The organism is Streptomyces scopuliridis (assembly GCF_042790125.1).
Classification (GTDB): domain Bacteria; phylum Actinomycetota; class Actinomycetes; order Streptomycetales; family Streptomycetaceae; genus Streptomyces; species Streptomyces scopuliridis_A.
This window is the reverse complement of the sequence record NZ_JBHTZS010000023.1, coordinates 49,735-75,465: the sequence shown is the minus strand read 5'-3', so window position 1 is coordinate 75,465 and position 25,731 is coordinate 49,735. Positions and strand designations below refer to the sequence as shown.

General features: G+C 70.3%; 24 protein-coding genes. 13 read left to right on the top strand and 11 right to left on the bottom strand.

All coding sequences use genetic code 11. The features are described from left to right. The first annotated feature begins 150 nt into the window (after positions 1–150). Entirely contained in the window at positions 151–393 is a 243-nt protein-coding gene (locus ACFRKB_RS28435; protein WP_365974528.1) for a DUF397 domain-containing protein, read from the top strand. A 208-nt stretch (positions 394–601) separates the two neighbouring features. On the opposite strand, the gene ACFRKB_RS28430 is transcribed toward ACFRKB_RS28435, so the two are convergent. Further along, a complete protein-coding gene (locus tag ACFRKB_RS28430; RefSeq protein WP_365974527.1) occupies positions 602–1,099 on the bottom strand; it encodes an ATP-binding protein in 498 nt (165 codons plus the stop codon). A gap of 318 nt (positions 1,100–1,417) precedes the next feature. Between ACFRKB_RS28430 and ACFRKB_RS28425 the strand changes: the two genes are divergently transcribed. The 5 genes from ACFRKB_RS28425 (at position 1,418) to ACFRKB_RS28405 (ending at position 6,474) form a co-directional block, all read left to right on the top strand. Beyond that, on the top strand, positions 1,418–2,299 hold the full coding sequence (locus tag ACFRKB_RS28425; RefSeq protein ID WP_383109371.1) for a helix-turn-helix domain-containing protein: 882 nt from the start codon (positions 1,418–1,420) through the stop codon (positions 2,297–2,299). Positions 2,300–2,362: 63 nt separating this feature from the next. Further along, positions 2,363–3,829 carry an aldehyde dehydrogenase family protein gene (locus ACFRKB_RS28420; RefSeq protein WP_383109370.1) on the top strand — a complete coding sequence of 489 codons (1,467 nt, stop codon included), beginning with the start codon at positions 2,363–2,365 and terminating at the stop codon, positions 3,827–3,829. A gap of 75 nt (positions 3,830–3,904) precedes the next feature. Continuing rightward, positions 3,905–4,546: a PadR family transcriptional regulator gene (locus tag ACFRKB_RS28415; protein WP_383109369.1), complete on the top strand. Its 642-nt coding sequence runs from the start codon at positions 3,905–3,907 to the stop codon at positions 4,544–4,546. Between the two features lie 90 nt (positions 4,547–4,636). Continuing rightward, complete coding sequence (locus tag ACFRKB_RS28410) at positions 4,637–5,635, top strand: ATP-binding cassette domain-containing protein (RefSeq protein ID WP_383109367.1); 999 nt, start codon at positions 4,637–4,639, stop codon at positions 5,633–5,635. Positions 5,636–5,715: 80 nt separating this feature from the next. Continuing rightward, complete coding sequence (locus tag ACFRKB_RS28405) at positions 5,716–6,474, top strand: ABC transporter permease (protein WP_383109422.1); 759 nt, start codon at positions 5,716–5,718, stop codon at positions 6,472–6,474. A gap of 96 nt (positions 6,475–6,570) precedes the next feature. On the opposite strand, the gene ACFRKB_RS28400 is transcribed toward ACFRKB_RS28405, so the two are convergent. Both ACFRKB_RS28400 and ACFRKB_RS28395 read right to left on the bottom strand, forming a co-directional pair. Next, complete coding sequence (locus ACFRKB_RS28400; RefSeq protein ID WP_383109366.1) at positions 6,571–8,007, bottom strand: glutamate decarboxylase; 1,437 nt, start codon at positions 8,005–8,007, stop codon at positions 6,571–6,573. 82 nt (positions 8,008–8,089) lie between these two features. Beyond that, entirely contained in the window at positions 8,090–9,376 is a 1,287-nt protein-coding gene (locus tag ACFRKB_RS28395) for an ion channel protein (RefSeq protein WP_383109365.1), read from the bottom strand. Positions 9,377–9,622: 246 nt separating this feature from the next. On the opposite strand from ACFRKB_RS28395, the gene ACFRKB_RS28390 reads away from it, so the two are divergent. Then, on the top strand, positions 9,623–10,399 hold the full coding sequence (locus ACFRKB_RS28390; protein ID WP_383109363.1) for a DedA family protein: 777 nt from the start codon (positions 9,623–9,625) through the stop codon (positions 10,397–10,399). Between the two features lie 61 nt (positions 10,400–10,460). Here ACFRKB_RS28390 and ACFRKB_RS28385 read toward each other — a convergent pair whose 3' ends face one another. Together ACFRKB_RS28385 and ACFRKB_RS28380 are read right to left on the bottom strand one after the other, a co-directional pair. Then, positions 10,461–12,137, bottom strand: a complete 1,677-nt coding sequence (locus tag ACFRKB_RS28385) for a threonine/serine exporter family protein (RefSeq protein WP_383109421.1) — start codon at positions 12,135–12,137, stop codon at positions 10,461–10,463. A gap of 207 nt (positions 12,138–12,344) precedes the next feature. Continuing rightward, positions 12,345–12,839, bottom strand: coding sequence for an inorganic diphosphatase (locus ACFRKB_RS28380; protein ID WP_003968257.1), 495 nt, complete (start codon positions 12,837–12,839; stop codon positions 12,345–12,347). Positions 12,840–13,016: 177 nt separating this feature from the next. Here ACFRKB_RS28380 and dacB point away from each other — a divergent pair, with 177 nt between their 5' ends. From dacB to folE, 6 genes are all read left to right on the top strand, one after another. Further along, the gene (dacB, locus tag ACFRKB_RS28375; protein ID WP_383109362.1) at positions 13,017–14,417 is read left to right on the top strand and encodes a D-alanyl-D-alanine carboxypeptidase/D-alanyl-D-alanine endopeptidase; all 1,401 of its coding nucleotides are present in this window, start codon (positions 13,017–13,019) and stop codon (positions 14,415–14,417) included. Between the two features lie 118 nt (positions 14,418–14,535). Further along, entirely contained in the window at positions 14,536–15,666 is a 1,131-nt protein-coding gene (locus ACFRKB_RS28370; protein WP_365974517.1) for a zinc-dependent metalloprotease, read from the top strand. Between the two features lie 187 nt (positions 15,667–15,853). Beyond that, positions 15,854–16,882 (top strand): tRNA lysidine(34) synthetase TilS, encoded by a 1,029-nt coding sequence (gene tilS, locus ACFRKB_RS28365; protein ID WP_383109361.1) that lies wholly within the window; start codon positions 15,854–15,856, stop codon positions 16,880–16,882. A 77-nt stretch (positions 16,883–16,959) separates the two neighbouring features. After that, a complete protein-coding gene (gene hpt / locus ACFRKB_RS28360) occupies positions 16,960–17,520 on the top strand; it encodes a hypoxanthine phosphoribosyltransferase (RefSeq protein WP_030354476.1) in 561 nt (186 codons plus the stop codon). A 234-nt stretch (positions 17,521–17,754) separates the two neighbouring features. Next, a complete protein-coding gene (gene ftsH, locus ACFRKB_RS28355) occupies positions 17,755–19,782 on the top strand; it encodes an ATP-dependent zinc metalloprotease FtsH (RefSeq protein WP_365974515.1) in 2,028 nt (675 codons plus the stop codon). A 112-nt stretch (positions 19,783–19,894) separates the two neighbouring features. Then, positions 19,895–20,500, top strand: a complete 606-nt coding sequence (gene folE / locus ACFRKB_RS28350; protein ID WP_383109359.1) for a GTP cyclohydrolase I FolE — start codon at positions 19,895–19,897, stop codon at positions 20,498–20,500. Between the two features lie 95 nt (positions 20,501–20,595). Here the strand turns inward: folE and ACFRKB_RS28345 are convergent, their stop codons facing one another. From ACFRKB_RS28345 to ACFRKB_RS28320, 6 genes are all read right to left on the bottom strand, one after another. Further along, positions 20,596–21,087, bottom strand: a complete 492-nt coding sequence (locus ACFRKB_RS28345) for a DUF3180 domain-containing protein (protein ID WP_365974512.1) — start codon at positions 21,085–21,087, stop codon at positions 20,596–20,598. 67 nt (positions 21,088–21,154) lie between these two features. Beyond that, complete coding sequence (gene folK, locus ACFRKB_RS28340) at positions 21,155–21,769, bottom strand: 2-amino-4-hydroxy-6-hydroxymethyldihydropteridine diphosphokinase (RefSeq protein WP_383109358.1); 615 nt, start codon at positions 21,767–21,769, stop codon at positions 21,155–21,157. Beyond that, positions 21,766–22,125 (bottom strand): dihydroneopterin aldolase, encoded by a 360-nt coding sequence (gene folB, locus ACFRKB_RS28335; RefSeq protein ID WP_030354471.1) that lies wholly within the window; start codon positions 22,123–22,125, stop codon positions 21,766–21,768. The genes folK and folB overlap by 4 nt, the downstream gene beginning before the upstream one ends. Before the next feature lie 189 nt (positions 22,126–22,314). Then, the gene (locus tag ACFRKB_RS28330; protein ID WP_383109420.1) at positions 22,315–22,713 is read right to left on the bottom strand and encodes a nuclear transport factor 2 family protein; all 399 of its coding nucleotides are present in this window, start codon (positions 22,711–22,713) and stop codon (positions 22,315–22,317) included. 56 nt (positions 22,714–22,769) lie between these two features. After that, positions 22,770–23,630, bottom strand: coding sequence for a dihydropteroate synthase (gene folP / locus ACFRKB_RS28325; protein ID WP_383109357.1), 861 nt, complete (start codon positions 23,628–23,630; stop codon positions 22,770–22,772). A gap of 89 nt (positions 23,631–23,719) precedes the next feature. Then, positions 23,720–25,615, bottom strand: coding sequence for a phosphatidylglycerol lysyltransferase domain-containing protein (locus ACFRKB_RS28320; RefSeq protein WP_383109356.1), 1,896 nt, complete (start codon positions 25,613–25,615; stop codon positions 23,720–23,722). Positions 25,616–25,731 lie beyond the last annotated feature (116 nt).

Genomic DNA, 25,731 nt, shown 5'->3' with positions numbered 1-25,731 from the left:
GCCGGGGGGGTGGGGCCTGTCATGACGGGGTGGTCCTGTAATCAAAGGAACACCCCGCGTGCACGTGCATTTGCTCATGCATCAGCACATGAAACACAGCTATGATCCGAGAAAGTTGACGACTGCACCTTGCAACTCGGGGAGCGACCTGTGCACCACGTGTACAACGGCATTACGGCCACAGAGCTTCACGGAGTCGCCTGGCAGAAGAGCAGGCACAGCAACTCCCAGGGATCGTGCGTGGAGTTCGCCAAGCTGCCCGGCGGCGAGGTGGCGGTACGCAACTCACGCCACCCCGACGGCCCCGCGCTGGTCTACACGATCGCCGAGATCGAGGCCATGCTGCTGGGCGTCAAGGACGGGGAGTTCGACCATCTGACGGCGAGCGGTTAACCGACAGCGACTGACCGACAGCGACTGACCGACGGCGACCGACCGACCCGGTTGACCCACGGCGACTGACCGGCAGCGGTTGACCGACCATGGCTGCCGAGCAGGTGGCTCAATCGGTTCCGGCCGATTTCCGTGGCCAGATGGCCGAAAAGGCCCGCCGCCGTCATCAGGCAGCAAGCCCCCACCCGTAACCCGGAACGCCGGCCGGTCAGTCGGCCTTCTGGAGCTGGAACAGCGCCCAGACCACCTTGCCGTGCAGCGATCCCGCCAGCGGATGCCAGCCCCAGGTGTCGCTGAACGACTCGACCAGGAACAGCCCCCGGCCGGACTCCGCCGCGCAGTCCTCCTCGGTCTTCCGCGCCTCCGGGCTCGCGTGACTCGGGTCCCGTACCGCGCACACCAGCCGCGACGACCACCGCATCAGATGCAGCCGTACGGAAGCGTCCTGGGGCTCGCGCGGGGTGTCGGCGGGCAGGGCGTGCCGCAGCGCGTTGGTGACGAGTTCGGAGACGACCAGCGCGACATCGTCGAAGCGGTCGTTCAGCTCCCACTGGGTCAGCGTGGTCCTGGTGAAGTGCCTGGCCCCGCGCACCGCCTCATAGCGGGCGGGCAGGGCGCACGAAACCGAACCCGCGGCCGCCGAGGGATCGATGGGGGGAAGCCCCTGCCTTAACGGCTCGAGCATGGTCGATCCATTCGTCCCCATGCGAGGCACTCCCGGGATTCGCGGCCGTAGCGATACTGCGGAGGTCCAGCGTCACAACACGTCAATCACGAACGAGCACGCAGGTGCGCGGGGACCATGGTTCCGAATGCGTAGGGCAGATGCAAGGGCAGATGCACGTGCACGTGCCGGACTTCACCCGTCCCATGACGGTTCTGGTGTATTTCTCCCCGTGACCAGTTTTACCCTCTCCGCAAAGCCTTCTTATTTCCGTAATCGAATGAGTACGGGCTGAAGCGTTTTGATGGCAGAATCCGGCACTTGGAGTTCGGGGGGGGCTCCGGGGGAGATCCACATGCGATGGGGAGGGTTGGAGACGTGACCGCAGCCGAGTCGGGCGGTTCCGTGGTGCGGCGCATCCTGCTGGGCTCACAACTGAGGCGGCTGCGCGAGACGCGCGGCATCACACGTGAGGCCGCCGGCTACTCGATCCGCGCATCCGAGTCCAAGATCAGCCGCATGGAGTTGGGACGGGTGAGCTTCAAGGCCAGAGACATCGAGGACCTGCTGACTCTCTACGGGGTCGCCGACGAGGGCGAGCGCGCTGCCCTTCTCGGCCTCGCCCGGGAGGCCAACGTCGCGGGGTGGTGGCACAGCTTCGGCGACGTGCTGCCCGGCTGGTTCCAGACATATATCGGTCTCGAAGGTGCCGCCTCACTGATCCGTATCTATGAAGTGCAGTTCGTGCACGGTCTGTTGCAGACCGAGGCGTACGCGCACGCCGTCGTCACCCGAGGCCAGCCCGAGGCGCCGCGTGCCGAGGTGGAGCGCCGGGTCGCGCTCCGGCTGGAGCGGCAGAAGGTCCTCGTCTCCGAGCGCGCGCCGCGCTTCCACGCCATCCTCGACGAGGCCGCGCTACGCCGCCCGTACGGCGAGCGCTCCGTGATGCAGGGGCAGTTGAAGCATCTGATCGAGATCTCGGAGCAGCCGAACATCACGCTCCAGGTGATGCCCTTCAGCTTCGGCGGCCACGCGGGCGAGAGCGGTGCCTTCACCATGCTGAGCTTCCCCGAGTCGGATCTCTCCGATGTCGTCTTCCTGGAACAGCTGACCAGTGCGCTGTATCTGGACAAGCGCGAGGAGGTCGCTCAGTACGAACGGGTGATGGCGCGACTACAGCAGGACAGCCCCGGACCCGAGGAGAGCCGAGATGTCCTGCGCGGACTGCTCCAACTGATCTGAGACATCAGTACGATGGCGTCATATCAGGAGTTTGCACCTGCAGCACCTGCAGTAAGGGATCGCATGTCCTACTTCACCGACCTGGCCCACCAGTACATCGACGGCGAGTGGCGGACCGGCAGCGGCTCGTGGGACATCATCGACTTCAATCCGTACAACGGGGAGAAGCTCGCGGCCATCACGATCGCCACGGTCCGGGAGATCGACGAGGCGTACCGCGCCGCCGAACGCGCGCAGCGCGACTGGGCCGCGACCAATCCGTACACCCGCCGCCGGGTCTTCGAGCGTGTCCTCAGACTGGTCGAGGAGCGCAGGGACGACATCATCGAGGCGATCATCGATGAGCTGGGCGGTACGCGGCTCAAGGCGGTGTACGAGGTCGATTCCGCGCAGGAGTTCCTGCGTGAGGCGATACAGCTGTCGCTGCGGCCCGAGGGCCGGATCCTGCCCTCCCCGGTGGACGGCAAGGAGAATCGCGTCTACCGGCTGCCGGTCGGTGTCATCGGCGTGATCAGCCCCTTCAACTTCCCCTTCCTGGTGACGATCAAGTCGGTGGCGCCGGCGCTCGCGCTCGGCAACGCCGTCGTGATCAAGCCCAACCAGAACGCGCCCGTCGTCGGCGGCGGGCTCATAGCCAAGCTGTTCGAGGACGCGGAGCTGCCGGCGGGGCTGCTCAACGTCGTGGTGACGGACATCGCGGAGGTCGGGGACGCGCTCATCGAGCACCCCGTACCGAAAGTGATCTCGTTCGCCGGCTCGGACCGGGTCGGCCGCCATGTCGGCGCGGTGGCGGGCGGCAACTTCAAGCGGGCCATCCTCGAACTGAGCGGGAACAGCGCGCTGGTCGTCCTCGACGACCTCGACGAGGCGGGGCTCGACTACGCGGTGGACGCGGCGATCGTCAGCCGCTTCGTCTACCAGGGCCAGGTCTGTATGGCCGCCAACCGGATCCTCGTGGACCGCAGCGTCGAGCGGCGGTTCACCGAGAAGTTCGTGGCGAAGGTGGCGTCGCTCAGGACGGGTGATCCGCGCGACCCCGAGACCCAGATCGGCCCGGTCATCAACACCTTCCAGGCGGACGCCCTGACGGCGCTGGTGGACCAGGCGCTGGCGGAGGGCGCGACCGCGCTCGTACGGGGTCGTACGCGCGGCAATCTCGTGGAGCCGACGGTGCTGGCGGGTCTGGACGAGAGCTCCCCGCTGATGCAGCAGGAGATCTTCGGCCCTGTGGTGCTGCTGATGCCGTTCGACGGCGAGGAAGAGGCGGTACGGCTCGCCAACAACACCCCGTACGGGCTGAGCGGGGCCGTGCACACCTCGAACGTGGAGCGCGGCGTCGCGTTCGCCAAGCGGATCGTCACCGGCATGATCCATGTCAATGACACGACCGTGCAGGACGAGCCGCTGGTGGCCTTCGGCGGGGAGAAGTTCTCCGGGCTCGGCCGGCTCAACGGCGACTCGACGGTGGAGGCGTTCACGACGCAGAAGTGGATCTCGGTGCAGCACGGCCGTACCGCGTTCCCCTTCTGAGGAGCCCCTTCTGGGGAGCCGCTTCTGAGGGGCCGCTCCTGAGAAGCCGCGCGGAGTCCGTCTTAACCTGGAGCAATGTCAGCGATCCGTTTGCTCGTACTCTGCGCGGTCCGCCAGCACGGCCGGGCCCATGGCTATCAGGTACGCAATGACCTGGAGTACTGGGGCGCCCATGAGTGGTCCAACGCCAAGCCGGGCTCCATCTATCACGCGCTCAAGCAGATGGCGAAGCAGGGCGTGCTGCTGGCGCACGAGGTCGCGCCGAGCACGGTGGGCGGACCGCCGCGTACCGAGTACGAGCTGACGGACGCGGGCCGCGAGGAGTATCTGCGGCTGCTGCGCGAGGCGCTGACCACCTACGACCAGAAGATGGACGTGCTGTCGGCCGGAATCGGCGCCATCGTCGATCTGCCGCGTGCCGAGGTCGTGGAGCTGCTCAAGGAGCGCGTCGCCGGGATCGAGGCCTGGCGGGCCGCGGTGACCGAGCACTACGTGCCCGAGGACGGCCCGGAACAGCTCGGGCACATCGGCGAGATCATGAATCTGTGGGTGCACTCCGCGGACTCGGGCGCGGAGTGGACGCGGGGTCTGATCAAGCGCATCGAGGGCGGTGCGTACACCTTCGCGGGCGAGGGCGAGCCGTTTGTGGGGGTGCTCGCCGAGGGCGAGGTGAACCCGTACGCGACGGGCGTTCCCGATGACGGAGATCATCACTAATCAAGTTTGACCAATTGAAGGACCGGGGTTACTCTTCCCGCTCGGTAGTCAAGTTTGATTACCTGGCGGGAGGCGAAGACATTGACCGACGTGACCGATGTGATCGTGGTGGCGGGAGCACGGAAGCGGTACGGCGAGAAGCGGGCCCTCGACGGGTTCGATCTGACGGTGGAACGCGGCACGGTGCACGGCGTGCTCGGGCCGAACGGCGCGGGCAAGACCACGGCCGTACGGATCCTGACCACGCTGCTGCGGCCCGACGAGGGGCTGGTGCGGGTGGCCGGGCTCGATGTGCGGACCCGTGCGCGCGAAGTGCGCCGCAGGATCGGGCTGCTGGGGCAGCACGCGGCCCTCGACGAGGATCTGAGCGGCCGGCAGAACCTGGAGATGTTCGGACGGCTCTACCACCTCGGCGCCCGGCGCGCGGGGGAGCGGGCCGACGAACTGCTGGCACGGTTCGGTCTGACGGACACCGGGCGCAAGGCCGTCAAGCAGTACAGCGGCGGCATGCGGCGCCGGCTCGATCTGGCGGCGTCCCTGATCACCGACCCGGAGGTGCTCTTCCTGGACGAGCCGACGACCGGCCTCGATCCGCGCGGCCGGGCGGAGGTGTGGAGCGCGGTGCGCTCGCTGGTCGGCGGCGGTACGACCGTACTGCTGACGACGCAGTATCTGGAGGAGGCCGACCAACTGGCCGACCGTATCTCGGTGGTGGACAGCGGACGCGTCATCGCGGAGGGCACGGCGGACGCGCTCAAGGCGCGCATCGGCGCCGACCGCATCGATGTCGTCCTGCGCGACGCGGACCGGCTCGCGGACGGCGCGCGGGTGCTGGCGCGCACCACGGGTACGCACGCCGTCGGTACGGACGTGGACCGGCGGCTGCTGAGCGCGCCGGTGACGGACCGGATGGTGGCCCTGACGGAGACCGTACGGGCCCTGCACCTGGAGGGGATCGAGGCGGAGGACATCGCGCTGCGCCGCCCGACACTGGACGAGGTCTTCCTCCATCTCACGGGCCAGGACACCGGTGGGGACGGAACGACGGGCGGGGCCGACCCGCGTGATCAGCGGGAGGTGACGGCGTGACGACAGCGAACGCCACGGCAACGGCGTCCACGGCTCCTGAAGGCAGCCGGCTCGGCTGGGCGCTCGCCGACTCCTGGACCATGACCCGGCGCGAACTCGCGCGCTGGGCACGGCAGCCGGTCCAGGTCGTCGTCGGACTGGTCTTCCCGGTGATGCTGCTGCTGATGTTCGGCTTTCTGATCGGCGGTGGCCGGGGGGTCGACGGGGCGTACGTCGAGTTCCTCATCCCGGGCATGCTGGCCCTGACCATGGCCTTCGGCCTGGAGTCCACGATGCTCGCCGTCACCCAGGACCTGAACAAGGGGGTGGTGGACCGCTTCCGTTCGATGCCCATGGCGTCGTCGGCGGTCCTGGTCGGCCGGAGCGTGGCGGACATGCTCCAGTCGGCTCTCGGCCTGGCCGTCCTCATCGCCGCCGGCTACGCGATCGGCTGGCGCTGGCACGGCGGCCCCGTGGACTTCCTGGCCGCCGTCGGGCTGCTGCTCCTGTTCCGGTTCGCGATGCTGTGGGCCGGTATCCAGCTCGCCATGGTGGCGGGCCGCCCCGAGATGGTGCAGGCGGTGCAGATCCTGGTCTGGCCGGTCGGCTTCCTCTCCAACGCGTTCGCGACGCCTGAGTCGATGCCGGGCTGGCTGGGCGCGGTCGTGGAATGGAACCCGATGTCGGCGACGGCCACGGCGGTACGGGACCTGTTCGGCACCCAGGGCGGAGGAGCGGGCGCCACGGCCGGATCCTGGGCGGCGGAGCACGCCGGGACGCTGGCGGTCCTCTGGCCGGTGGCGCTGCTCGCGCTCTTCTTCCCGCTGGCGGTACGGCGGTTCGGGAGGCTCAGCCGCTGACGTGGCACCGCGCGGGACCCCGCCCCCGGAAAGCGGCTCCGGGGGCGGGGCCTGTCCGGAAGGCGGGGCCCGTCCGGGGCGGGGCCGCGTACCCGCTCAGTGGTGGAAGGCCGTCGCCTTCGACTTGTCCCGCCCCAACGGGTGCTCCTGGCGGTGCAGTTCCGGAAGGACGCGCTTCAGGTCGGCCACCAGCAGCGCGGCCAGATCGGCCGAGAAGCCATTGCGGCAGACCACCCGCAGCACGGACAGGTCCTCGCGGTGGGCGGGGAAGGTGTACGCGGGTACGAGCCAGCCGTGCTCGCGCAGCCGGCGCGAGACGTCGAAGACATCGAAGGACGTGACGCCGGGCGCGGTGGTGAAGGCGAACACGGGCAGCTCGTTCCCCCGCGTGAGCAGCCGGAAGTCGCCCAGCTCCGCGATCTGCCCGGCCAGCTTCCCGGCGATGTCCCGCGCGGTCTGCTGGACGGCGCGGTAACCGTCCCTGCCCAGTCGCAGGAAGGTGTAGTACTGCGCGACGACCTGCGCGCCCGGCCGGGAGAAGTTCAGCGCGAACGTGGGCATGTCGCCGCCCAGGTAGTTGACGCGGAAGACCAGTTCCTCGGGGAGTTCGGCGGGCGAACGCCACAGCGCCCAGCCGACGCCCGGGTAGACCAGCCCGTACTTGTGCCCGGAGGTGTTGATGGAGGAGACGCGCGGCAGCCGGAAGTCCCAGACCAGGTCCTCGTCGAGGAAGGGCGCGACCATCGCCCCCGACGCCCCGTCGACATGGACGGGGATGTCGAGCCCCGTACGCTCCTGGAGCGCGTCCAGCGCCGCGCACAGCTCGGCGACGGGTTCGTACGAGCCGTCGAAGGTGGAGCCCATGACGGCGACGACCCCGATGGTGTCCTCGTCGCAGAGTTCGGCCGCGGCCTCCGGGTCGAGATGGAAGCGGTCGCCCTCCATGGGCACCTGCCGCGCCTCGACCTCCCAGAAGTTGCAGAACTTGTCCCAGCAGACCTGGACATTGACGCCCATGACGAGATTGGGCCGGGCCGTCGCCGGGTAGCGCGCGGCGTTACGGGTGGCCCAGCGGCGCTTGAGCGCCATCCCGGCCAGCATGCAGGCCTCACTGGATCCCGTCGTCGAGCAGCCGACGGTGGTCGCCGGGTCCGGGGCGTTCCAGAGATCGGCGAGCATCGCCACACAGCGCCGCTCCAGCTCGGCCGTACGCGGATACTCATCCTTGTCGATCATGTTCTTGTCCCGGCACTCCCCCATCAGCAGCGTGGCCTGCGGCTCCATCCAGGTGGTGACGAAGGTGGCGAGGTTGAGCCGCGAGTTGCCGTCGAGCATCAGCTCGTCATGCACCAGCTGGTACGCCGTGTCCGGAGGGGTCGGGCCGGCGGGGAGCCGGTGCCTGGGGGGTGCCGAGGTCATCTCGCTGGTCGGATCGGCCTCCCCGTAGAAGGGGTTGATGGACAGCCTGAGCAGCTCGTCGCGTTCGCTCTGGGGCACTCCGGCTGCCCTGTCCGCGCCTCGGTGGAGTGGCATCGGCGGTCTCCTCGGGATGGGTACGGTTCCCACCGCGAGAATACGGACGAACGGGTCGAACCGCCCGCCGAGTTCGGGCCGCTCACCGCAGGGGCGTGCCGTCCTCGCGCAGCTGCATCTGGGGGCGGCCGGTGACCAGCAGCCAGGCGGGCAGGGCGGCGATGACCAGCAACGGCAGCACATTCGCCTCGGCGACCAGGACCGCCGCGGTGAACAGGCTGAGCCAGCCCTGCCGGGTGAGCGCCAGCAGGATGCCGAGTACCCCGCAGACCACGCCCAGGCTGGGCTGTACGGCGGGAACCAGCGCGTGGGCGCAGAGGCCGAGCGCGACCCCGACGAAGACGGCGGGGAAGATCCGCCCGCCCCGGAAGCCGCAGGCGGCGGCGGTGAGCAGCGCGGCCAGCTTCACCACCGTCATCAGCGCGAACGAACCGGCCGGCCAGCCGTCCGGATCGGCGGCCAGCGTCTTCACCTCGTCCAGCCCCTTGAACAGCGTCAGCGGCCCGCCGAGCGCCCCCAGCAGACCGAGGACCAGCCCGCCGGCGGTGATCGCCAGGACGGGGTGGCCGAGGCGCCGGAAGGCGGCGTGGACATACGGGAACGCGTACACGGCCGTCAGCCCCAGCGCCGCCGCGACCGGGGCGATCACGAGCGCCGCCAGCAGATCGCGCCAGTGGGTGCCGGTGTACGCGGGCAGAGCGAGGTCGAAGGTCGGATGGGCGACCAGGGCGGTGATGAGCGCGCCGGTGCCGCCCGCGATCAGCGGGCCGAACAGCTTGTCCCAGAGCGAGCCGGGGCCCGGCCGCGCGGCGAGCGTCTCGGTGAGGATCAGCGCGGCGGCCACGGGCGTACCGAACAGCGCCCCGATCGTGCCCGCGGCGGCGAGCGGGAGCCAGAGCGCGCCCGGGGTGCCGGGCGCCGCCCTGCGGCCCAGCCAGTAGGCGAGCGCGATATTGGCGGCGGTGATCGGATTCTCCGGGCCGAGGCTCACCCCGCCCGCCAGCGCCAGCACCGTGACCACCAGCAGCCCCGGCACCACCCCGGCCGGGATCGGTTCGTCGACCAGCCCGGTGGTGGCCGGATCCGGCCCGGCGTGCCCGTACACCAGGCGTACGACGATCCCCACCGCGAGCCCGGTGGCCGTGAGCATCACGATCATCCAGAGCACGGAGTAGTGGCCGATCCCGAGGGCGTCGGGCAGCGTCTCCCAGAGCACGCCCTTCAGCTGATCCGCGAGCGCGCTCACGCCCAGCAGTACGAGCGCCGAGGCCGCGCCCACCACCAGGGACGGCACGACCTGCGGCAGCAGGGTGCGGGCCGAGGGGGACGGGCCGGGGGAGGGGGCGGTGGACGGAGCGTCATGGGCCACGCGCTCACCGTAACCGCCCGTAACGCCTCGCTCCGGCTTTCCCGGGCGCGGTCGCGTCCGGCCGGTCCTGTGGCTTTGGGAGGGTCTGCCCCGGCTGCGGCCGGTGTGGGCCCCCGGCCGGATCCGCGGTGCGCCGGTAAGGGGCCGGGTGGAACCTGGGAGGGCCGGCAGGCGTTGATAGCTTGTGCGCGGCCGACCACGCCGAATCGACGATCGACCGACTAATGACACAGGAGTCCGGAACCCGTGACCACCCTTGCGCTCGGACCCAGCTGGCTGGATCCGGATTATCTGATCGGGACTTTCGGGCTGATCGGTGTTCTGGTCATCGTCTTCGCCGAATCCGGCCTTCTCATCGGCTTCTTCCTGCCGGGTGACTCGCTGCTCTTCACCACCGGCCTGCTGGTGACGTCCGGCACCCTGAAGACCCCGCTCTGGCTGGTCTGTCTGCTGATCGTGCTCGCCGCGATCATCGGTGACCAGGTCGGTTATCTCTTCGGCCGGAAGGTGGGTCCCGCGCTGTTCAAGCGCCCGGACTCCAAGTTCTTCAAGCAGGAGAACGTCGAGAAGGCGCACGACTTCTTCGAGAAGTACGGCCCCAAGTCGCTGGTCCTCGCGCGCTTCGTGCCCGTCGTCCGTACGTTCACGCCGATCATCGCCGGTGTGAGCCGGATGAACTACCGCTCGTTCATCACGTACAACGTCGTCGGCGGTGTGCTGTGGGGCGCGGGTGTCACGCTGCTGGGGGCCGCGCTCGGCAAGATCGAGTTCGTGCACAAGAACATCGAGATGATCCTGATCGCGATCGTGCTGCTCTCGGTGCTGCCGATCATCATCGAGCTCCTGCGGGCGCGTTCCAAGTCCAAGAAGGGCGCGGCGCAGCAGCCCGGCGTCGACGACGGTCTGGTCGGTCCGGGTACGGCCGCGACGGACGGGCGCGCTCCCGGTACGCCGCCGGGCGCGCCGGGTACGCCGGGCGGCGCCCCGGGCGGTGGCGGTCGCGGCCGTCACGCCAAGCGCTGACCCTCCCCGGAGATCCCCGGAACCGGAATCCCCGGAACCGGAATCGCCGGAAGCGGAATCCTCAGAAGCCGCGCGTCCGCTTGGCCGCGCGGCGGCTCGATGCCTGACCCGCCCCCGGCACCGTGAGGAACAGCCGGGCGATCTCCCCGCCGAGGTTCACGCCGACGGCGATCGCCAGCGCCAGCGCCACCGCCTGGGAGAGCGACGCGAGCCCGCGGGCGGGATCGTTCTGCGCGAAGCCCAGCAGCCCGAAGTAGGTCGCCGAGCCCGGCAGCAGCGGTCCGATCGCCGCCGTGATGTAGGGCAGCGCGGAAGCGAACTGGTAGCGCGAGAAGAGCTGCCCGAACAGCCCCACCAGACCGGCGGCGACCGCCGTCGAGGCCACCGGCGAGATCCCGCCCACGTCGTGCATCGCCGCGTAGACGATCCAGGCCACACCGCCGTTGAGCGAGACCATCAGCACGGTCGAACGGTCCTGCTGGAGCAGGATCGCGAAGGCGAAGCTCAGCGTCACCGCCGCGAGGGTCTGCGCCACCGGCCGGACCCCGCTGTGCAGCGATGCCTCCGGTGTCAGCTGCGCGTGCAGCTGAACGCCCAGATAGAGCACGAGCAGCACACCGACGACGATGGCGATGAAGAAGTACATGACCTCCAGGAGCCGTGCGGCGGCGGTGATGTAGTAGCCCGTCAGCCCGTCCTGCACCCCCGCGACCAGCGCCCGCCCCGGCAGCAGCGCGAAGAGACCACCGGTGATCACGGCCGAGGGCCGGCCCTCCCACGACACATGCGGGCCCAGCAGCGTCAGCGCCACCCCCATCGCGGCGGGCGGCATCGCGGCGACCACGAACTGATAGAACTCCGGCAGCCCGCGCCCGGCGCACAACCAGGCCAGCCGGTCGCCGAGCATCGCGCCGAGCGCCGCCGCCGCGAACACCACCACGCCGCCACCGACCAGCACGGAGGCCGCCCCGGCCAGCAGCCCGCTCGACACCGTCAGCGCCCAGCCGGGGTACGGGTGGCGGTTACGGCGGATCTCCGCGAGCCGCCGGTACGCCTCCTCCAGCGTGACGTCCGTGTCCTCGGTGGTGATGTCGTCGATGAGCGTGTAGACGGCGGACAGCCGGGTGTAGTCGGTGCCGCGTCTTCGTACGGTCCTGCTGGCCGTCACCGGATCGTCCACCAGCGACGGCTGATGGGAGATGGACAGCAGGGTGAAGGTGACGGTCGGCTCGCACCGGTCGAGGCCGTACGCGCGGCTGACCGCGAACATGGCGGCCTCGACGTCCTCGGCGCCCTCGCCGCCGGCCAGCAGCAGCTCACCGATACGCAGCGTCAGGTCGAGCACCCGCGGGACGGCGGGCCCCTGGTCGTCGTGGCGCTGGACCCGCTCCGGCACGGGGCGCTCGCCGGAGGGCATCCGCAGCAGGGTGCGCATCCGGTCCTGCCAGGGCGCCTCCTTGTTCAGCCGGACCATCGGGACGCCCCGGGCGGGGGTGTACGCGGGGGGCGGCACCCGGCCGCCGCCCGCGCCGGGTGGCGTACCGCCCGGCAGATCGAAGGCCGAGCCCTCGGGCTCGGCCGGCTGCTCCGGACTCAGCCCCTCGGGAAGCGCGAACTCCGAGCTGGGATGGTCGTCCTCGGGAAGCGGCGGCTGCCCCACTCCGGACGGCGGGGTGAAGGCGCTGTGCGCCTCGTCCGTCTGAGGCTTCCGGTCCTCCGGACCGTCGGACTCCGCCACCACCCACTGCTCCCTCGCTCCTGGGGCCCGGATCTCGGTGCCGCGCAGCCACACGTCTGCCCAGTATGGGCATGGACATGAGCGGCCACACACGCGGACGGGCGGCGCACCCCTCGCGGGATACGCCGCCCGTCATCCGCCCGTCAGTGACTGCGGGCCGGCCGGTCACATGCGGAAGCGCGTGGCCGGGGTGCGGTCAGTGCCTGGTCAGTGCGCGCCGCCCTGGGCCTCAAGTCGCTTGTACGAGGCCTCGATCTCGGCCTCGGCCTCGGCGCGGCCGACCCAGTCGGCGCCCTCGACGGACTTGCCGGGCTCCAGGTCCTTGTAGACCTCGAAGAAGTGCTGGATCTCCAGGCGGTCGAACTCCGAGACGTGATGGATGTCGCGCAGGTGCTCCACCCGGGGGTCGGACGCCGGGACGCACAGCAGCTTGTCGTCGCCGCCGGCCTCGTCCGTCATCCGGAACATGCCGATGGCACGGCACTTGATGAGGCAGCCCGGGAAGGTCGGCTCGTCCAGGATGACCAGCGCGTCCAGCGGGTCACCGTCCTCGCCGAGGGTGTTCTCGACGAACCCGTAGTCGGCCGGGTAGCTGGTCGAGGTGAAGAGACGACGGTCAAGACGGATCCGTCCGGTCTCGTGGTCCACCTCGTACTTGTTCCGCGAACCCTTAGGGATCTCGATGGTGACGTCGAACTCCACGGGTGGCTCCTCCATGATCAACACATTTGTCAGTGGTGCTGCGGCTTCACGCAGGAGACCCCCCGTACGGGAGCGGACAGCGAGCCCACTCCTGGCCGGGGTGCCATGCTCGTGGCAAGGCGCAGTGATTAAGTGTCCCCCACGCAGCAGTGTGATCGCGAAAGGGGCTGGTCAACCGTGCTCAGGCCGAAAGTGTGGCAGCTCACGGCGGGTTCCGTCGTGATCGGCATGGCGCTCGCCGCCGCGGCGGTGGCCGCGGCCGGCCCCTGGGACTCCGGTCAGCGTAGGGCCGAGCGGGAGTGGGCGGTCGCGCAGAGCCGTACGGGTGGCGCACATCACGACCCGGCCGCCCCCCGTACGCCCGCGCCCGCCCCCAGTGCCGCCGGCGTGCTCTCCGCGCTCTCCACGGCCGGCTCCGAGCCCCCGAATGCCGGAACCGCGTCCGTCGATCTCACGAAGAAGCTCGGACCGCTCCTCGACGACCCCGCGCTCGGCACGGCGCGGTCGGCGTCCGTCATCGACGCCACGACCGGTGAAGCGCTGTACGGGAAGGCGGCCGGCACCCCGATGACCCCGGCCTCCACGGTCAAGATCGCGACCATGGCCGCCGCGCTCTCCGCGCTCGGCCCCGACCACCGCATCGCCACCACCGTCAGCTCCACCGCGGACGGCCGGAGGATCACCCTGGTCGGCGGCGGCGACGCCACTCTCGACCGGGCGGGGCTGCGCGCGCTCGCCGACGACACCGCCCGCGCGCTGCGCGACCGGGGCGTCACCAAGGTCGAGCTCCGCTACGACACCTCCCTCTACTCCGGCCGCCGGGAACACCCGATCGGCCCCAACGACAACATCGCCCCCGTCGTCGCCCTGATGGCCGACCAGGGCCGGCTGACCACATCCCGCAGCGGACCCGCTCCCCGCAGCGGCAATCCGGCGGGCGACGCCGCCCGTGTCTTCGCCGGGCTGCTGCGCGACCGCGGCGTCCGTACCACCGCGGCGCCCGTGTCCGGCAAGTCCCCCAAGGGCTCGAAGACCGTCGCCAGGACCTACTCCCGTCCGCTCTCCGATCTCGTCGAACGCGCGCTGACCGAGAGCGACAACGACATCGCCGAGTCCCTGGCCCGGCAGACCGCCATCGCGGCGCGTGAACCCGCCAGCTTCGAGGGCGCGGGCCGGGCCGTCGGCGCCGAGCTCAAGAAGCTCGGACTGCCGGTCGCCGGCGCCCGCTTCGCCGACGGCAGCGGCCTCAACCGCCAGGACAAGGTCAGCGCCGCCCTGCTCACCGCGCTGCTGGCGCGCGCCGCCGACCCCGCACGCCCCGAGCTGCGCCCCGTGCTCACGGGACTGCCGGTCGCCGGGTTCAACGGCACCCTCCGGAGCCGGTACGCGGACGCCGGGCCCGGCGCCGGACTCGTCCGCGCCAAGACCGGCACGCTCACCGGGGTGAACGCCCTGGCGGGCACGGTCGTCGACGCCCGGGGCCGACTGCTGGCCTTCGCCTTCATGGCGGGCTCCACCCCGGCCCCCGGCAGCGCCCAGAAGGCCCTGGACCAGCTCTCCGCGGCCCTCGTCCCGTAACGATTCGCCTGCGCGGGGCGGCCAAGGCCCGCCTGACCGCCCCCTAAGGGTCCGGCAGGGGAAGAACCGGGCCCCTCACACCCCACCGCTCCCCGGGCCGAGCACGTACGGTTGACGCATGACGAGCATCGGTGGTGCCCAGATGGTCGACTGGAATCTCGCGGTGGCGACCGCGACCCGTCTCGTGCGGCCGGGACCGGAAGTGACCCGGGACGAGGCCCGGGCGATCGTCGCCGAGCTGCGGCGGCACGCGAAGTCCTCGGAGGAGCACGTCCGCGCGTACACCCGCATGGTCCCCGACGGCCATGAGCCGCCCGACACCCCCGTCCTGGTCGTCGACCGGACCGGCTGGGTCAAGGCGAACGTCGCCGGGTTCCGCGAGCTGCTGGGGCCCCTCCTGGCGAAGATGCAGGAGCGCCGCCCCGGCGGTCCGGGCGGCGCCGTGCTCGGCGCGGTCGGCGGCAAGGTGACCGGCGTGGAGCTGGGCATGCTGCTGTCGTTCATGTCGTCCCGTGTCCTCGGCCAGTACGAGACGTTCGCCCCCGCCACCCGCGATCTCCCCGCCGCCGCGAACGGCGGCGGCCGGCTGCTGCTCGTGGCCCCCAACATCGTCCATGTCGAACGCGAACTGGACGTGGAACCCCACGACTTCAGGCTCTGGGTCGCCCTCCACGAGGAGACCCACCGCACCCAGTTCACCGGCGTCCCCTGGCTGCGCGACCACCTCCAGGGCGAGATCCAGTCATTCCTCGACCAGACCGAGGTCGACCCGATGACCCTCGTCGAACGGCTCCGCGAGGCCGCGCAGTCGCTCGCCGGCGGGCGCCCCGAGGGCGAGGAGAACGAGGACGGCCGCAGCATCGTCGAACTGGTGCAGACCCCGGGTCAGCGCGAGATCCTCGGCCGGCTCACCGCCGTGATGTCCCTCCTCGAAGGCCACGCCGACTACGTGATGGACGGCGTCGGACCGGCCGTCGTGCCGTCGGTCGCCGAGATCCGCGAGAAGTTCCAGCAGCGCAGGGCGCGCGGCGCCGGCCGCCTCGACCAGGCGCTGCGCAAACTGCTCGGCCTCGACGCCAAGCTGCGCCAGTACCGGGACGGGGAGCGGTTCGTACGGGCCGTGGTCGAGGAGGCCGGCATGGACGGCTTCAACCGGGTCTGGACCTCGCCGAACACCCTCCCCACCAAGGCGGAGATCGCTAAACCGGCGGACTGGATCGCACGGGTGCACCGCAGGGCGGACTCCTGAACCGGGCGCGGCTCACGGCAGAAGTACGCCTCAGGTATCACCCATCCGAGGGACCGTGGGTGAGGGATAGGCGTGCAATGCTCGGGTAATGGCTCGGTTCTGTCACCATCGACGCACTCTGAGTGACGCTCTCCGTCCTTACTCCGACCGAGGCACCCCCCAAATAACATCACGAAGGGCACCGGATATGGGTCCCCATCCTGCGGTCGCGGCGATACGCCTGGCGGTCCGCCGCGTACTCCACGACATCCTCACCGACCGGGCGGAGAACTCCTCCGCCGTTCCGTCCGTCCGCGCCGGCGAGCCGCCGCTCGTGCTCGTCGCCTGCTCCGGCGGCGCCGACTCCATGGCGCTCGCCTCCGCCCTCGCCTTCGAGGCCCCCAAACTTTCCGTCCGCGCGGGAGCCGTCACCGTCGACCACGGGCTCCAGGCCGGCTCCGCCCTCCGCGCCGCCGAAGTCGTCACCCGACTCCGTGCCATGCGCCTCGACCCCGTCGAATCCGTCGCCGTGACCGTCGGCCGGGAGGGCGGGCCCGAGGCGGCCGCGCGCGACGCCCGCTACGCCGCGCTCGACGCCGCCGCGGAGCGCCACCGCGCCGCCGCCGTCCTGCTCGGCCACACCCGCGACGACCAGGCCGAGACCGTGCTGCTCGGGCTCGCCCGCGGCTCGGGCACCCGCTCGCTGTCCGGGATGGCCGCCGTCTCGGGGACGTCCGGCCGCTACCGGCGCCCCTTCCTCCAGCTCGACCGGCAGACCGCCCGCAAGGCCTGCCTGGTCCAGTCGATCCCCGTCTGGGACGATCCGCACAACACCGACCCCGCGTACACCCGTTCACGACTGCGCCACGAAGGACTGCCGGCCCTGGAGAAGGCGCTCGGCAAGGGCGTCGTCGAGGCCCTGGCCCGTACGGCACAGCTCTCCCGCGACGACGCCGACGCCCTGGACACCTGGGCGGCCAATGTCGAGGAGTCCGTACGGGACGATTCCGGACAACTGCGGTGCGCCAAGCTGTACGTCCTCCCGCCCGCCGTCCGCCGCCGCGTGCTGCGCCGGGCGGTCATCGCCGCGGGCGCCCCCGCGGGTTCGCTGTTCGCCCGTCACATCGAAGAGGTCGACCGCCTGATCACCGGCTGGCGCGGCCAGGGAGCCATCAACCTGCCCGGCCGCGTGGAGGCCCGGAGGCAGGGTGGCAGACTGGTCATCCGGCAGGGCTGAAGCGCTGATGCACTTACGGCTGTGTCTCCCGGGCCGCCAGTGCCTTGGCCCCGGACCCCCGGCCGACGACGAAAGTGATGCGGGTGGACGACAAGGACATGGGCAACGACCTCCAGTCGGTGCTCATTACCAAGGAAGAGATCGACGCGAAGCTGGCCGAACTGGCCGCGAAGATCGACGCGGAGTACGCGGGCAAGGACCTGCTTCTCGTCGGAGTCCTCAAGGGCGCCGTGATGGTCATGGCGGACCTGGCGCGGGCCCTGTCCACCCCCGTGACGATGGACTGGATGGCCGTCTCCTCGTACGGGGCGGGCACGCAGTCCTCCGGCGTCGTCCGGATCCTCAAGGACCTGGACACCGACATCAAGGGCAAGCACGTACTGATCGTCGAGGACATCATCGACTCGGGTCTGACCCTGTCGTGGCTGCTCTCCAACCTCGGTTCACGGGAGCCGGCCTCGCTCGAAGTCTGCACCCTGCTCCGTAAGCCGGATGCCGCAAAGGTCGCGATCGACGTCAAATGGATCGGCTTCGACATTCCCAATGAGTTTGTCGTGGGATATGGCCTGGATTACTCGGAAAAGTACCGCAACATGCCTTTCGTCGGGACACTCGCTCCGCATGTCTACGGCGGTTAGAGCGCGCCTCGGCACACCTGAGCGGGCCGAAGAGCGGCGAAGTTCCGGGGAAAGGCTTCGCCGGGGCCGGGAACCCCAGACCCCCTCGCGGCGTTGGAGCATGGGAAGACGGGTTTGTCAGCCGTCCCGTGCGGTCGCGGGCCACAATGCTGGGGTACCGTCCGAAGAACAGTCTTTTCTCACAGCAGCATTTACCTACGGGCAGGAGGGACGGGGCGACTTCGCTCCGTATGGATGGACGTGAAGCGATACTTCCGTGGGCCGGTCATGTGGATCGTGCTGGCCGTCCTCGCCGTGGTCGTGTTGATGCAGGTCGTCGGCTCGTCGGGCGGCTACAAGACAGTGGACACCGGTCAGGTCGTCCAGGCGATCGACAAGAACCAGGCCGAGCAGGTCAGACTGACCACCGGCGACGAACAGATCATCAAGGTCGACCTCAAGAACGGCCAGAAGATCAACGGCAGCGACAAGATCCAGGCGAGCTATATCGGCTCCCAGGGCTCGACGCTGGCCAAGACGCTCCAGACGAAGTTCCAGAACGGCGACATCACCAAGGGCTACACGGTCTCGCCGTCGAAGCAGAGCCCGTTCGTCTCGGTGCTGCTCTCGCTGCTTCCCTTCGTCCTGATCGTCGTGGTCTTCCTGTTCCTGATGAATCAGATGCAGGGCGGCGGCTCCCGTGTCATGCAGTTCGGGAAGTCCAAGGCCAAGCTGATCACCAAGGACACCCCGAAGACGACCTTCGCCGATGTGGCCGGGTCCGACGAGGCCGTCGAGGAGCTCCACGAGATCAAGGAGTTCCTCCAGGAGCCGGCGAAGTTCCAGGCCGTCGGCGCCAAGATCCCGAAGGGTGTGCTGCTCTACGGTCCGCCCGGTACGGGCAAGACGCTGCTCGCCCGCGCGGTCGCGGGTGAGGCCGGGGTGCCGTTCTACTCGATCTCCGGTTCCGACTTCGTCGAGATGTTCGTCGGTGTCGGCGCCTCGCGTGTGCGTGACCTCTTCGAGCAGGCCAAGGCGAACGCCCCGGCGATCGTCTTCGTCGACGAGATCGACGCCGTCGGCCGGCACCGCGGTGCGGGTCTCGGCGGTGGCCATGACGAGCGCGAGCAGACGCTGAACCAGCTCCTCGTGGAGATGGACGGCTTCGACGTGAAGGGCGGCGTCATCCTGATCGCCGCCACGAACCGGCCCGACATCCTCGACCCCGCGCTGCTGCGTCCGGGCCGCTTCGACCGGCAGATCGCGGTCGACCGCCCGGACATGCAGGGCCGGCTGGAGATCCTGAAGGTCCACCAGAAGGGCAAGCCGGTCGCCCCGGACGTCGATCTGGGCGCGGTCGCCCGTCGTACGCCCGGCTTCACCGGCGCGGATCTGGCGAACGTGCTGAACGAAGCGGCGCTCCTGACGGCGCGCAGCGACAAGAAGCTGGTCGACAACCACTCCCTGGACGAGGCGATCGACCGCGTCGTGGCGGGCCCGCAGAAGCGGACCCGGATCATGTCCGAGAAGGAAAAGAAGATCACCGCGTACCACGAGGGCGGTCACGCCCTGGTCGCCGCGGCGTCTCCGAACTCCGACCCGGTGCACAAGATCACGATCCTGTCCCGCGGCCGGGCCCTGGGTTACACCATGGTCCTGCCCGACGAGGACAAGTACTCGACCACGCGCAACGAGATGCTGGACCAGCTCGCCTACATGATGGGCGGGCGCGCGGCCGAGGAACTGGTCTTCCACGACCCGACGACGGGCGCGGCCAACGACATCGAGAAGGCCACGGCCACGGCTCGGGCGATGGTCACGCAGTACGGCATGACCGAGCGGCTCGGCGCGATCAAGTTCGGCGGCGACAACACCGAACCGTTCCTCGGCCGGGAGATGGCGCATCAGCGCGATTACTCGGAAGAGGTCGCGGCGCTGGTCGACGAAGAGGTCAAGAAGCTCATCGAGACCGCGCACAACGAGGCGTGGGAGATTCTCGTCGAGAACCGCGACGTGCTCGACAATCTGGTCCTGGCGCTCCTGGAGAAGGAGACGCTGAACAAGGAACAGATCGCCGAGATCTTCTCGACCATCGTGAAGCGCCCGTCCCGCCCGGCGTGGACCGGCTCCTCGCGTCGTACGCCCTCGACGCGGCCGCCGGTGCTCTCGCCCAAGGAGCTGGCGCTGACCAATGGCGCCTCGGGTTCGAACGGCGGGATGCCCGCGGTGACGAGCGGCGAGACGCCCAACGAGGCGGTCCCCGAGGAGCGTCCCGAGAGCTGATCGCGGGCCTCTCACCAGGCCCGGAATGGATGCCGCGCCCCCCAGGTTTTAGCCTGTGGGGGCGCGGCATTCGTTTGCCCGCCCCACAGGACGGCACAGGAACGAGGCACACATGACCGACCCGGTGATGCTGGACGGGGAGAGCCCCATCCGCGAATTCGATGAGAAGCGGGCCGAGAATGCCGTGCGCGAGCTGCTGATCGCGGTCGGGGAGGACCCGGACCGCGAGGGCCTGCGGGCGACCCCCGGCCGGGTGGCGCGGGCGTACCGGGAGATATTCGCGGGGCTCTGGCAGACGCCGGAAGAGGTGCTGACCACGACGTTCGATCTGGGTCATGACGAGATGGTGCTCGTGAAGGACATCGAAGTGATGTCTTCGTGTGAACATCACCTTGTCCCCTTTGTCGGGGTGGCCCATGTCGGCTATATCCCGTCCGTGGACGGGAAGATCACCGGGCTCTCCAAGCTGGCCAGGCTGGTGGATGTCTTCGCGCGCCGGCCGCAGGTCCAGGAGCGGCTGACCACCCAGATCGCCGACTCACTGATGGAGATCCTCGACCCGCGCGGGGTGATCGTGGTCGTCGAGTGCGAGCACATGTGCATGACGATGCGTGGCGTACGGAAGCCGGGTGCCAAGACGATCACCTCGGCCGTCCGCGGCCAGCTGCGCGTTCCGGCCACCCGCGCCGAGGCGATGAGCCTGATCATGGCCCGCTGAGCCGGGCAGTCCGAGCCGGGCAGTCCGAGCCGGGCAGTCCGAGCCGGGCAGTCCGAGCCCGGCCGTCCGAGACGAGCCGGCCGAGGGGTGCGCGCTCAGGTGGTGGGGCCCGCCGCGGCGGTGCCGTTCTTGTCGTGGTCCTCCGGGAGTTTGCAGACCCGTTCCAGGAAGAAGGCCGCGACGATCACCGCGATGCCCGCCAGAACGGAGAAGGCCGCGTAGATGGCCTGGTCGCGGCGGGCGGGGATGTCGAGGGAGCCGAGCAGGAAGACGCCCGTGCCGCCGTACATTCCGGAGACGAGGGCGGCGACCAGGGCGCTGGCCTGGCCGAAGACGACCGCGCGGGCCGCCATCAGGGGGTTCACGCCCTGCGCGCCGGGGCGGCGCTCCCGCTGGGCCTTCAGCCGGGCGCGCAGCGAGAGGGCCGTCGCGGTCAGGACGACGGCGATCACCGCGAGCACGATCGGCGCCGCGAGGGGGACGCTCGGCAGTGTGCCGAAGGAGTCCCACAGGCGGGCGGCCCCCCAGGAGAGCACGCCCGCCACCACGAACAGGCCGGCGAGGACGCCGATCCGCAACTGCTTCACCGAGAAAGCCCTTCGCTTCGCTGTACCGACCCTCGCCGTGCTGACACGCGCCTACCGACCCTAACCACTACTCGGGCAGGCGCAGTTCCAGATCGGCGCGGGTCTGGACACCGTCGCGGTCGACGCCCGCCAGCAGTTCGGCGACCGAGCCATGGCCCGGAACCTGCGCCTCCGGGTCCACGTCGTGCCACGGGGCGAGGACGAAGGCGCGCTCATGGGCCCTGGGGTGGGGGAGGGTGAGCAGCGGGTCGTCCGAGACGACATCCGCGTACGCCACGATGTCCACGTCTATGGTGCGTGGCCCCCAGCGCTCCTCGCGGACCCGGTCGAAGGCCTCCTCGATGGCCTGGCCGCGTTCCAGGAGTGAGGACGGCGGCAGCGTCGTCTTGATCACGACGACCGCGTTGAAGTAGGTCGGCTGGGAGCCGGGCTCGACCCCCCAGGGCTCGGTCTCGTACACCGGGGAGACCGCCTTGACCCGCAGCCCCGGGGTGTCCTCCAGGGCGTCGATCGCGCTCTGAATCGTCTCCAGGCGGTTGCCGAGGTTGGAGCCGAGGGAGACCACGGCGCGTTTCGGGTTCGACAGCGTGCTGTCCGCGGCGTCGACCTGCGCGACCACGGAGGCGGGCACCGGCTGTACGGTCGGGTCGCCCTGGGGACCGTTGGCGGAAAACACACTCATACTCGGCTCCGGGTGATGGTGATGGTCACATCGTCGAAGGGGACGGTGATCGGGGCGTCCGGTTTGTGTACGACCACCTCGACCTCCTGGACGCCGTCATGTTTCAGGCACTGCTGGGCGATCCGTTCCGCCAGCGTCTCGATCAGGTCGACCGGCTCTCCCTGGACGACCTCCACGACCTCTTCGGCCACGATCCCGTAGTGCACGGTCTTCGCGAGGTCGTCGTCGGCGGCCGCGGGGCGGGTGTCGAGGCCGAGCATCAGGTCCACGATGAAGGTCTGGCCCTCCTCGCGCTCCCGGGGGAAGACGCCATGATGCCCACGGGCCTTGAGGCCGCGCAGCGCGACACGATCCACGCGAATCACTCCTGCTGTCGTTGGTCGTCGGGGCCTCCGGCCGGGTGCGGTCGGCGCGGTGCCCTCATTCGAATCTACCCGCGGGCACGGACAGTGCTCTCGTGCGGGGGTGAGGGACCCGTGCGGGTCCGCTCGGCAGCGGCCCCCGCCCGGGTCCCGCCGATCGGCCCGCAGGGGCTGCTTACCCACTTACGCGGGTGTCTCGTCGTCCGTCTCCTCATCGGTTTCGGTCAGAACCGGTGAGCCGTGATGTGACCAGATTTTCCACCCTTCGGGTGTGCGGCGGAAGACGTTGGTGGCGACGACCAGCTGGCCGACGAGCGGTCCCAGCTCGCCGGTCTCCTCGGCGGGGCCGCCGCTGAGGATGTTCTCCGTGCAGGTCACGAGCGCGGTGTCGGCGCAGACCGACACCACGACATCGGTCAGGAAGAACTGGATGTACTCGGTGTTCGCCATGATCAGCGCGTACGAGCGGAGCACCTCGCCGCGGCCGGTGAGTACGGGCCAGCCCGGGTGGACGCAGGAGATCCCGTCCTCGTCGCCGTCCAGCCAGAGCGCGGACAGCGCGTCGAAGTCCCCGCGCTCCATGGCCTCGTAGAACGTGGTGTTGGCCACCTCGACCTGTTCGTTGTCCGTGCGCGCGGTCACTGGGCTCCTTCGACGGCGCGGGCCACCCGTACCGCGTCGGCGGTCGCCCGTACCTCATGGACGCGGACCGCCCAGGCGTCCTGGTGGGCGGCGATCGCGGAGACGGCGGCGGTCGCCGCGTCGCGCTCGCGGGCGGGGGGCGGGGAGCCCTCGCCGCCGGCGAGGACATGCCCGAGGAAGCGTTTACGGGAGGCCGCGACCAGAAGCGGCCGGCCCAGGGCGCGCAGCTCGGCGAGGTGCGCGAGGAGCGCGAGGTCGTGTTCGGCCTGCTTGGCGAAGCCGAGGCCGGGGTCGATGACAAGCCGCTCGGGGGCGACGCCCCCGGCTATCACCGCGTCCATCCTGGCGCGCAGTTCGGCGACGACCTCCGCGACGACGTCCGTATAGACGGCGTGGCTGTTCATCCGCTCGCTGAAGCCGCGCCAGTGCATCACCACGAAGGGCACTCCCGCGGCGGCGACGGCGGGCACCATGGCCGGGTCCGCGAGTCCGCCGCTGACGTCATTGACCAGCGCCGCGCCGGCCGCGACCGCCTGCTCGGCGACGGAGGCGCGCATGGTGTCGACGGAGACGGTGACGCCTTCGGCCGCCAGGCCCCGTACGACCGGTACGACGCGCCGCAGCTCCTCGTCCTCGTCGACGCGGGTGGCGCCGGGCCTGGTCGACTCGCCGCCGACGTCCACCAGGTCCGCGCCCTCGGCGACGAGATCGAGGCCGTGCTTGATGGCGGCGGTGGTGTCGAACCAGCGGCCACCGTCGGAGAAGGAGTCGGGCGTCACATTGACGACCCCCATGACCGCACAGCGGTCCCACTCGGGCAGCCCCTCGACCGTGCCCCGCGCGCGCAACGTACTCATACGCCCACCCTAGGGGGTCTTCCCGGGGGCGGGCCGCTCGGCAAGACCCCCTTGTGCAGGCCGTACGGACCTCTAGGCCGTACGGACGTCTAGGCCGTGCGGACCTCCGGGCCGGGCGGGCTTCCGGTGTCGTGGGCGCAGGGGCGGGGGTGGCGGTCGCCGGCGAGGTGGCGCAGGGGGCGGGGGAGCGAGAGGGTGACGAAGCCTTCGGCCCGCATCGCGGCGAAGCCGATCCTGGGCAGTTCGCCGGTGCTGCGGAAGACCACGTAGCGCGGCTCCCAGCGTGGCTGGAACTTGGCGTTGAAGCGGTACAGCGACTCGATCTGGAACCAGCGGGAGAGGAAGACCAGCAGCCCCCGCCAGCCGCGCAGGACCGGTCCCGCGCCGAGCCGTTCGCCGCGGGCGAGCGCCGAGCGGAACATCGCGAAGTTGAGGGAGACCCGCTCCACCCCGAGCGCGGGGGCGGCGTGCAGGGAGGCGACGATCAGCAGTTCGTTCATGCCGGGGTCGGCGGTGCGGTCGCGGCGCATCAGATCCAGGGACATCCCGTCCGTACCCCATGGGACGAAGTGGAGGACTGCCTTCAGGTCGCCGTACGGGCCGGTGGCGTCCGCGCCGGGCTTGTGGGCCGTGGCGATCACGGAGTCGCCGTCGGCGGGGTCGCCGATCCGGCCGAGCGCCATGGAGAAGCCGCGTTCCGTGTCGGTGCCGCGCCAGTCGTCGGCGGCGCGGCGGATCCTGGCCAGTTCGCCGTCGGAGAGATCACGGACGCGCCGTACCCGCGTTTCGTAGCCGGCGCGCTCGATGCGCTTCACCATCTGGCGTACGTTCCGCATGGCGCGTCCGTGCAGGGAGAAATCCGGCACGTCCACCACCGCCTCGTCGCCGAGCTCCAGCGCGGCGAGGCCGGTCTCGCGGGTCCAGACCTCGCCGCCCGTCTCGCTGCAGCCCATGACGGCGGGGGTCCAGGAGTGGGCCTTGGCCTCGTCCATGAAGCGTTCGATGGCGCCGGGCCAGGCCTCGACATCGCCGATCGGGTCGCCGCTGGCGAGCATCACCCCGGAGACGACGCGGTAGCAGACGGCGGCCTTGCCGCTGGGGGAGAAGACCACGCCCTTGTCGCGGCGGAGCGCGAAGTGGCCGAGGGAGTCACGGCCGCCGTGCCGGGCGAGCAGGGCGCGCAGCCGCCGCTCGTCGTCCTCGGTGAGACGGGCGGCGGGGTGTTCGGGGCGGAAGGCGAGATAGCCGGTGGTGAGGGCGGTGAGCAGGCCGAGCGCGCCGAGCGAGTCGCCGACCGTGCCGCTCACGATGCCGTTGTAGTCGATGGGCCCGTCCATGCCGAACAGGCCGTACAGCACATGTTCGAGCCGCTCGGCCAGGCCGGGGTTGCCGACCGTCCGGTGCGGATGGACGCTGACGATGATCAGCCCGAGGCCGATGGAGCCCGCGCCCATCAGGAAGAAGTTGGCCAGCGCCTTCCAGCGGCTGCGCGGGTCGGGCAGGGCGGCGAACTCCTGGCGGTGGCGCAGCAGCAGGGCGAGCAGGACCAGCGAGAGCAGGGTGCCGACGAGCGAGTGCCGGTAGCCGGACTGGGCCACGGCGCCCGCGGGCAGCAGGATGACCGCGGCCCGCCAGGCGCGCCGCTTACGGCGTTTCAGGCCGTGCGCGAGCAGCAGGAGGAGTACGCCGGCGCTGAGGGAGAGCGCGGCGGACAGCGGGCCGAGCGCCCCCGGCAGCACCTCCGCGACGGTGTGCATCCGGCTGTGGCGGAAGCGGGGGAAGACCCCGGCGGCGATGTCCAGCAGCCCGACGAGGGTGCAGGCGGTGCCGACCAGCGCGGGGACGGATTCGGGGCGCGGGCCGCGGAACAGACGCAGGGTCCGCCGGAACGGACGGCGTGTCAGTGGCTTAGGAGAAATGCCCGTGTTGTGCTGGAACCGACCCGGAACCGATCCTGATTTATCCCCATCTAGCGTCACAGACATCGCTTCCCGTGGTTCCGCGAGAGAGTGTGGTGTCCGGGTTCGCTTCTTCTTCGCGGGCCGGACATTTTGCGCCCTCTAGGACGGGGGTTCAGGGGGTCGGGTTCCTCAGGGTTTCG

Excerpts from the sequence above, each read along its gene's own strand:
- ACFRKB_RS28430 (WP_365974527.1), bottom strand. The coding sequence starts at position 1,099 with ATGGGGACGAATGGATCGACCATGCTCGAGCCGTTAAGGCAGGGGCTT.
- ACFRKB_RS28425 (WP_383109371.1), top strand. The coding sequence starts at position 1,418 with ATGGGGAGGGTTGGAGACGTGACCGCAGCCGAGTCGGGCGGTTCCGTG.
- ACFRKB_RS28420 (WP_383109370.1), top strand. The coding sequence starts at position 2,363 with ATGTCCTACTTCACCGACCTGGCCCACCAGTACATCGACGGCGAGTGG.
- ACFRKB_RS28415 (WP_383109369.1), top strand. The coding sequence starts at position 3,905 with ATGTCAGCGATCCGTTTGCTCGTACTCTGCGCGGTCCGCCAGCACGGC.
- ACFRKB_RS28405 (WP_383109422.1), top strand. The coding sequence starts at position 5,716 with ATGACCCGGCGCGAACTCGCGCGCTGGGCACGGCAGCCGGTCCAGGTC.
- ACFRKB_RS28400 (WP_383109366.1), bottom strand. The coding sequence starts at position 8,007 with ATGCCACTCCACCGAGGCGCGGACAGGGCAGCCGGAGTGCCCCAGAGC.
- ACFRKB_RS28370 (WP_365974517.1), top strand. The coding sequence starts at position 14,536 with ATGACGAGCATCGGTGGTGCCCAGATGGTCGACTGGAATCTCGCGGTG.
- tilS (WP_383109361.1), top strand. The coding sequence starts at position 15,854 with ATGGGTCCCCATCCTGCGGTCGCGGCGATACGCCTGGCGGTCCGCCGC.
- hpt (WP_030354476.1), top strand. The coding sequence starts at position 16,960 with ATGCGGGTGGACGACAAGGACATGGGCAACGACCTCCAGTCGGTGCTC.
- ftsH (WP_365974515.1), top strand. The coding sequence starts at position 17,755 with ATGGACGTGAAGCGATACTTCCGTGGGCCGGTCATGTGGATCGTGCTG.
- folE (WP_383109359.1), top strand. The coding sequence starts at position 19,895 with ATGACCGACCCGGTGATGCTGGACGGGGAGAGCCCCATCCGCGAATTC.
- folK (WP_383109358.1), bottom strand. The coding sequence starts at position 21,769 with ATGAGTGTGTTTTCCGCCAACGGTCCCCAGGGCGACCCGACCGTACAG.
- ACFRKB_RS28330 (WP_383109420.1), bottom strand. The coding sequence starts at position 22,713 with ATGGAGCGCGGGGACTTCGACGCGCTGTCCGCGCTCTGGCTGGACGGC.
- folP (WP_383109357.1), bottom strand. The coding sequence starts at position 23,630 with ATGAGTACGTTGCGCGCGCGGGGCACGGTCGAGGGGCTGCCCGAGTGG.
- ACFRKB_RS28320 (WP_383109356.1), bottom strand. The coding sequence starts at position 25,615 with ATGTCTGTGACGCTAGATGGGGATAAATCAGGATCGGTTCCGGGTCGG.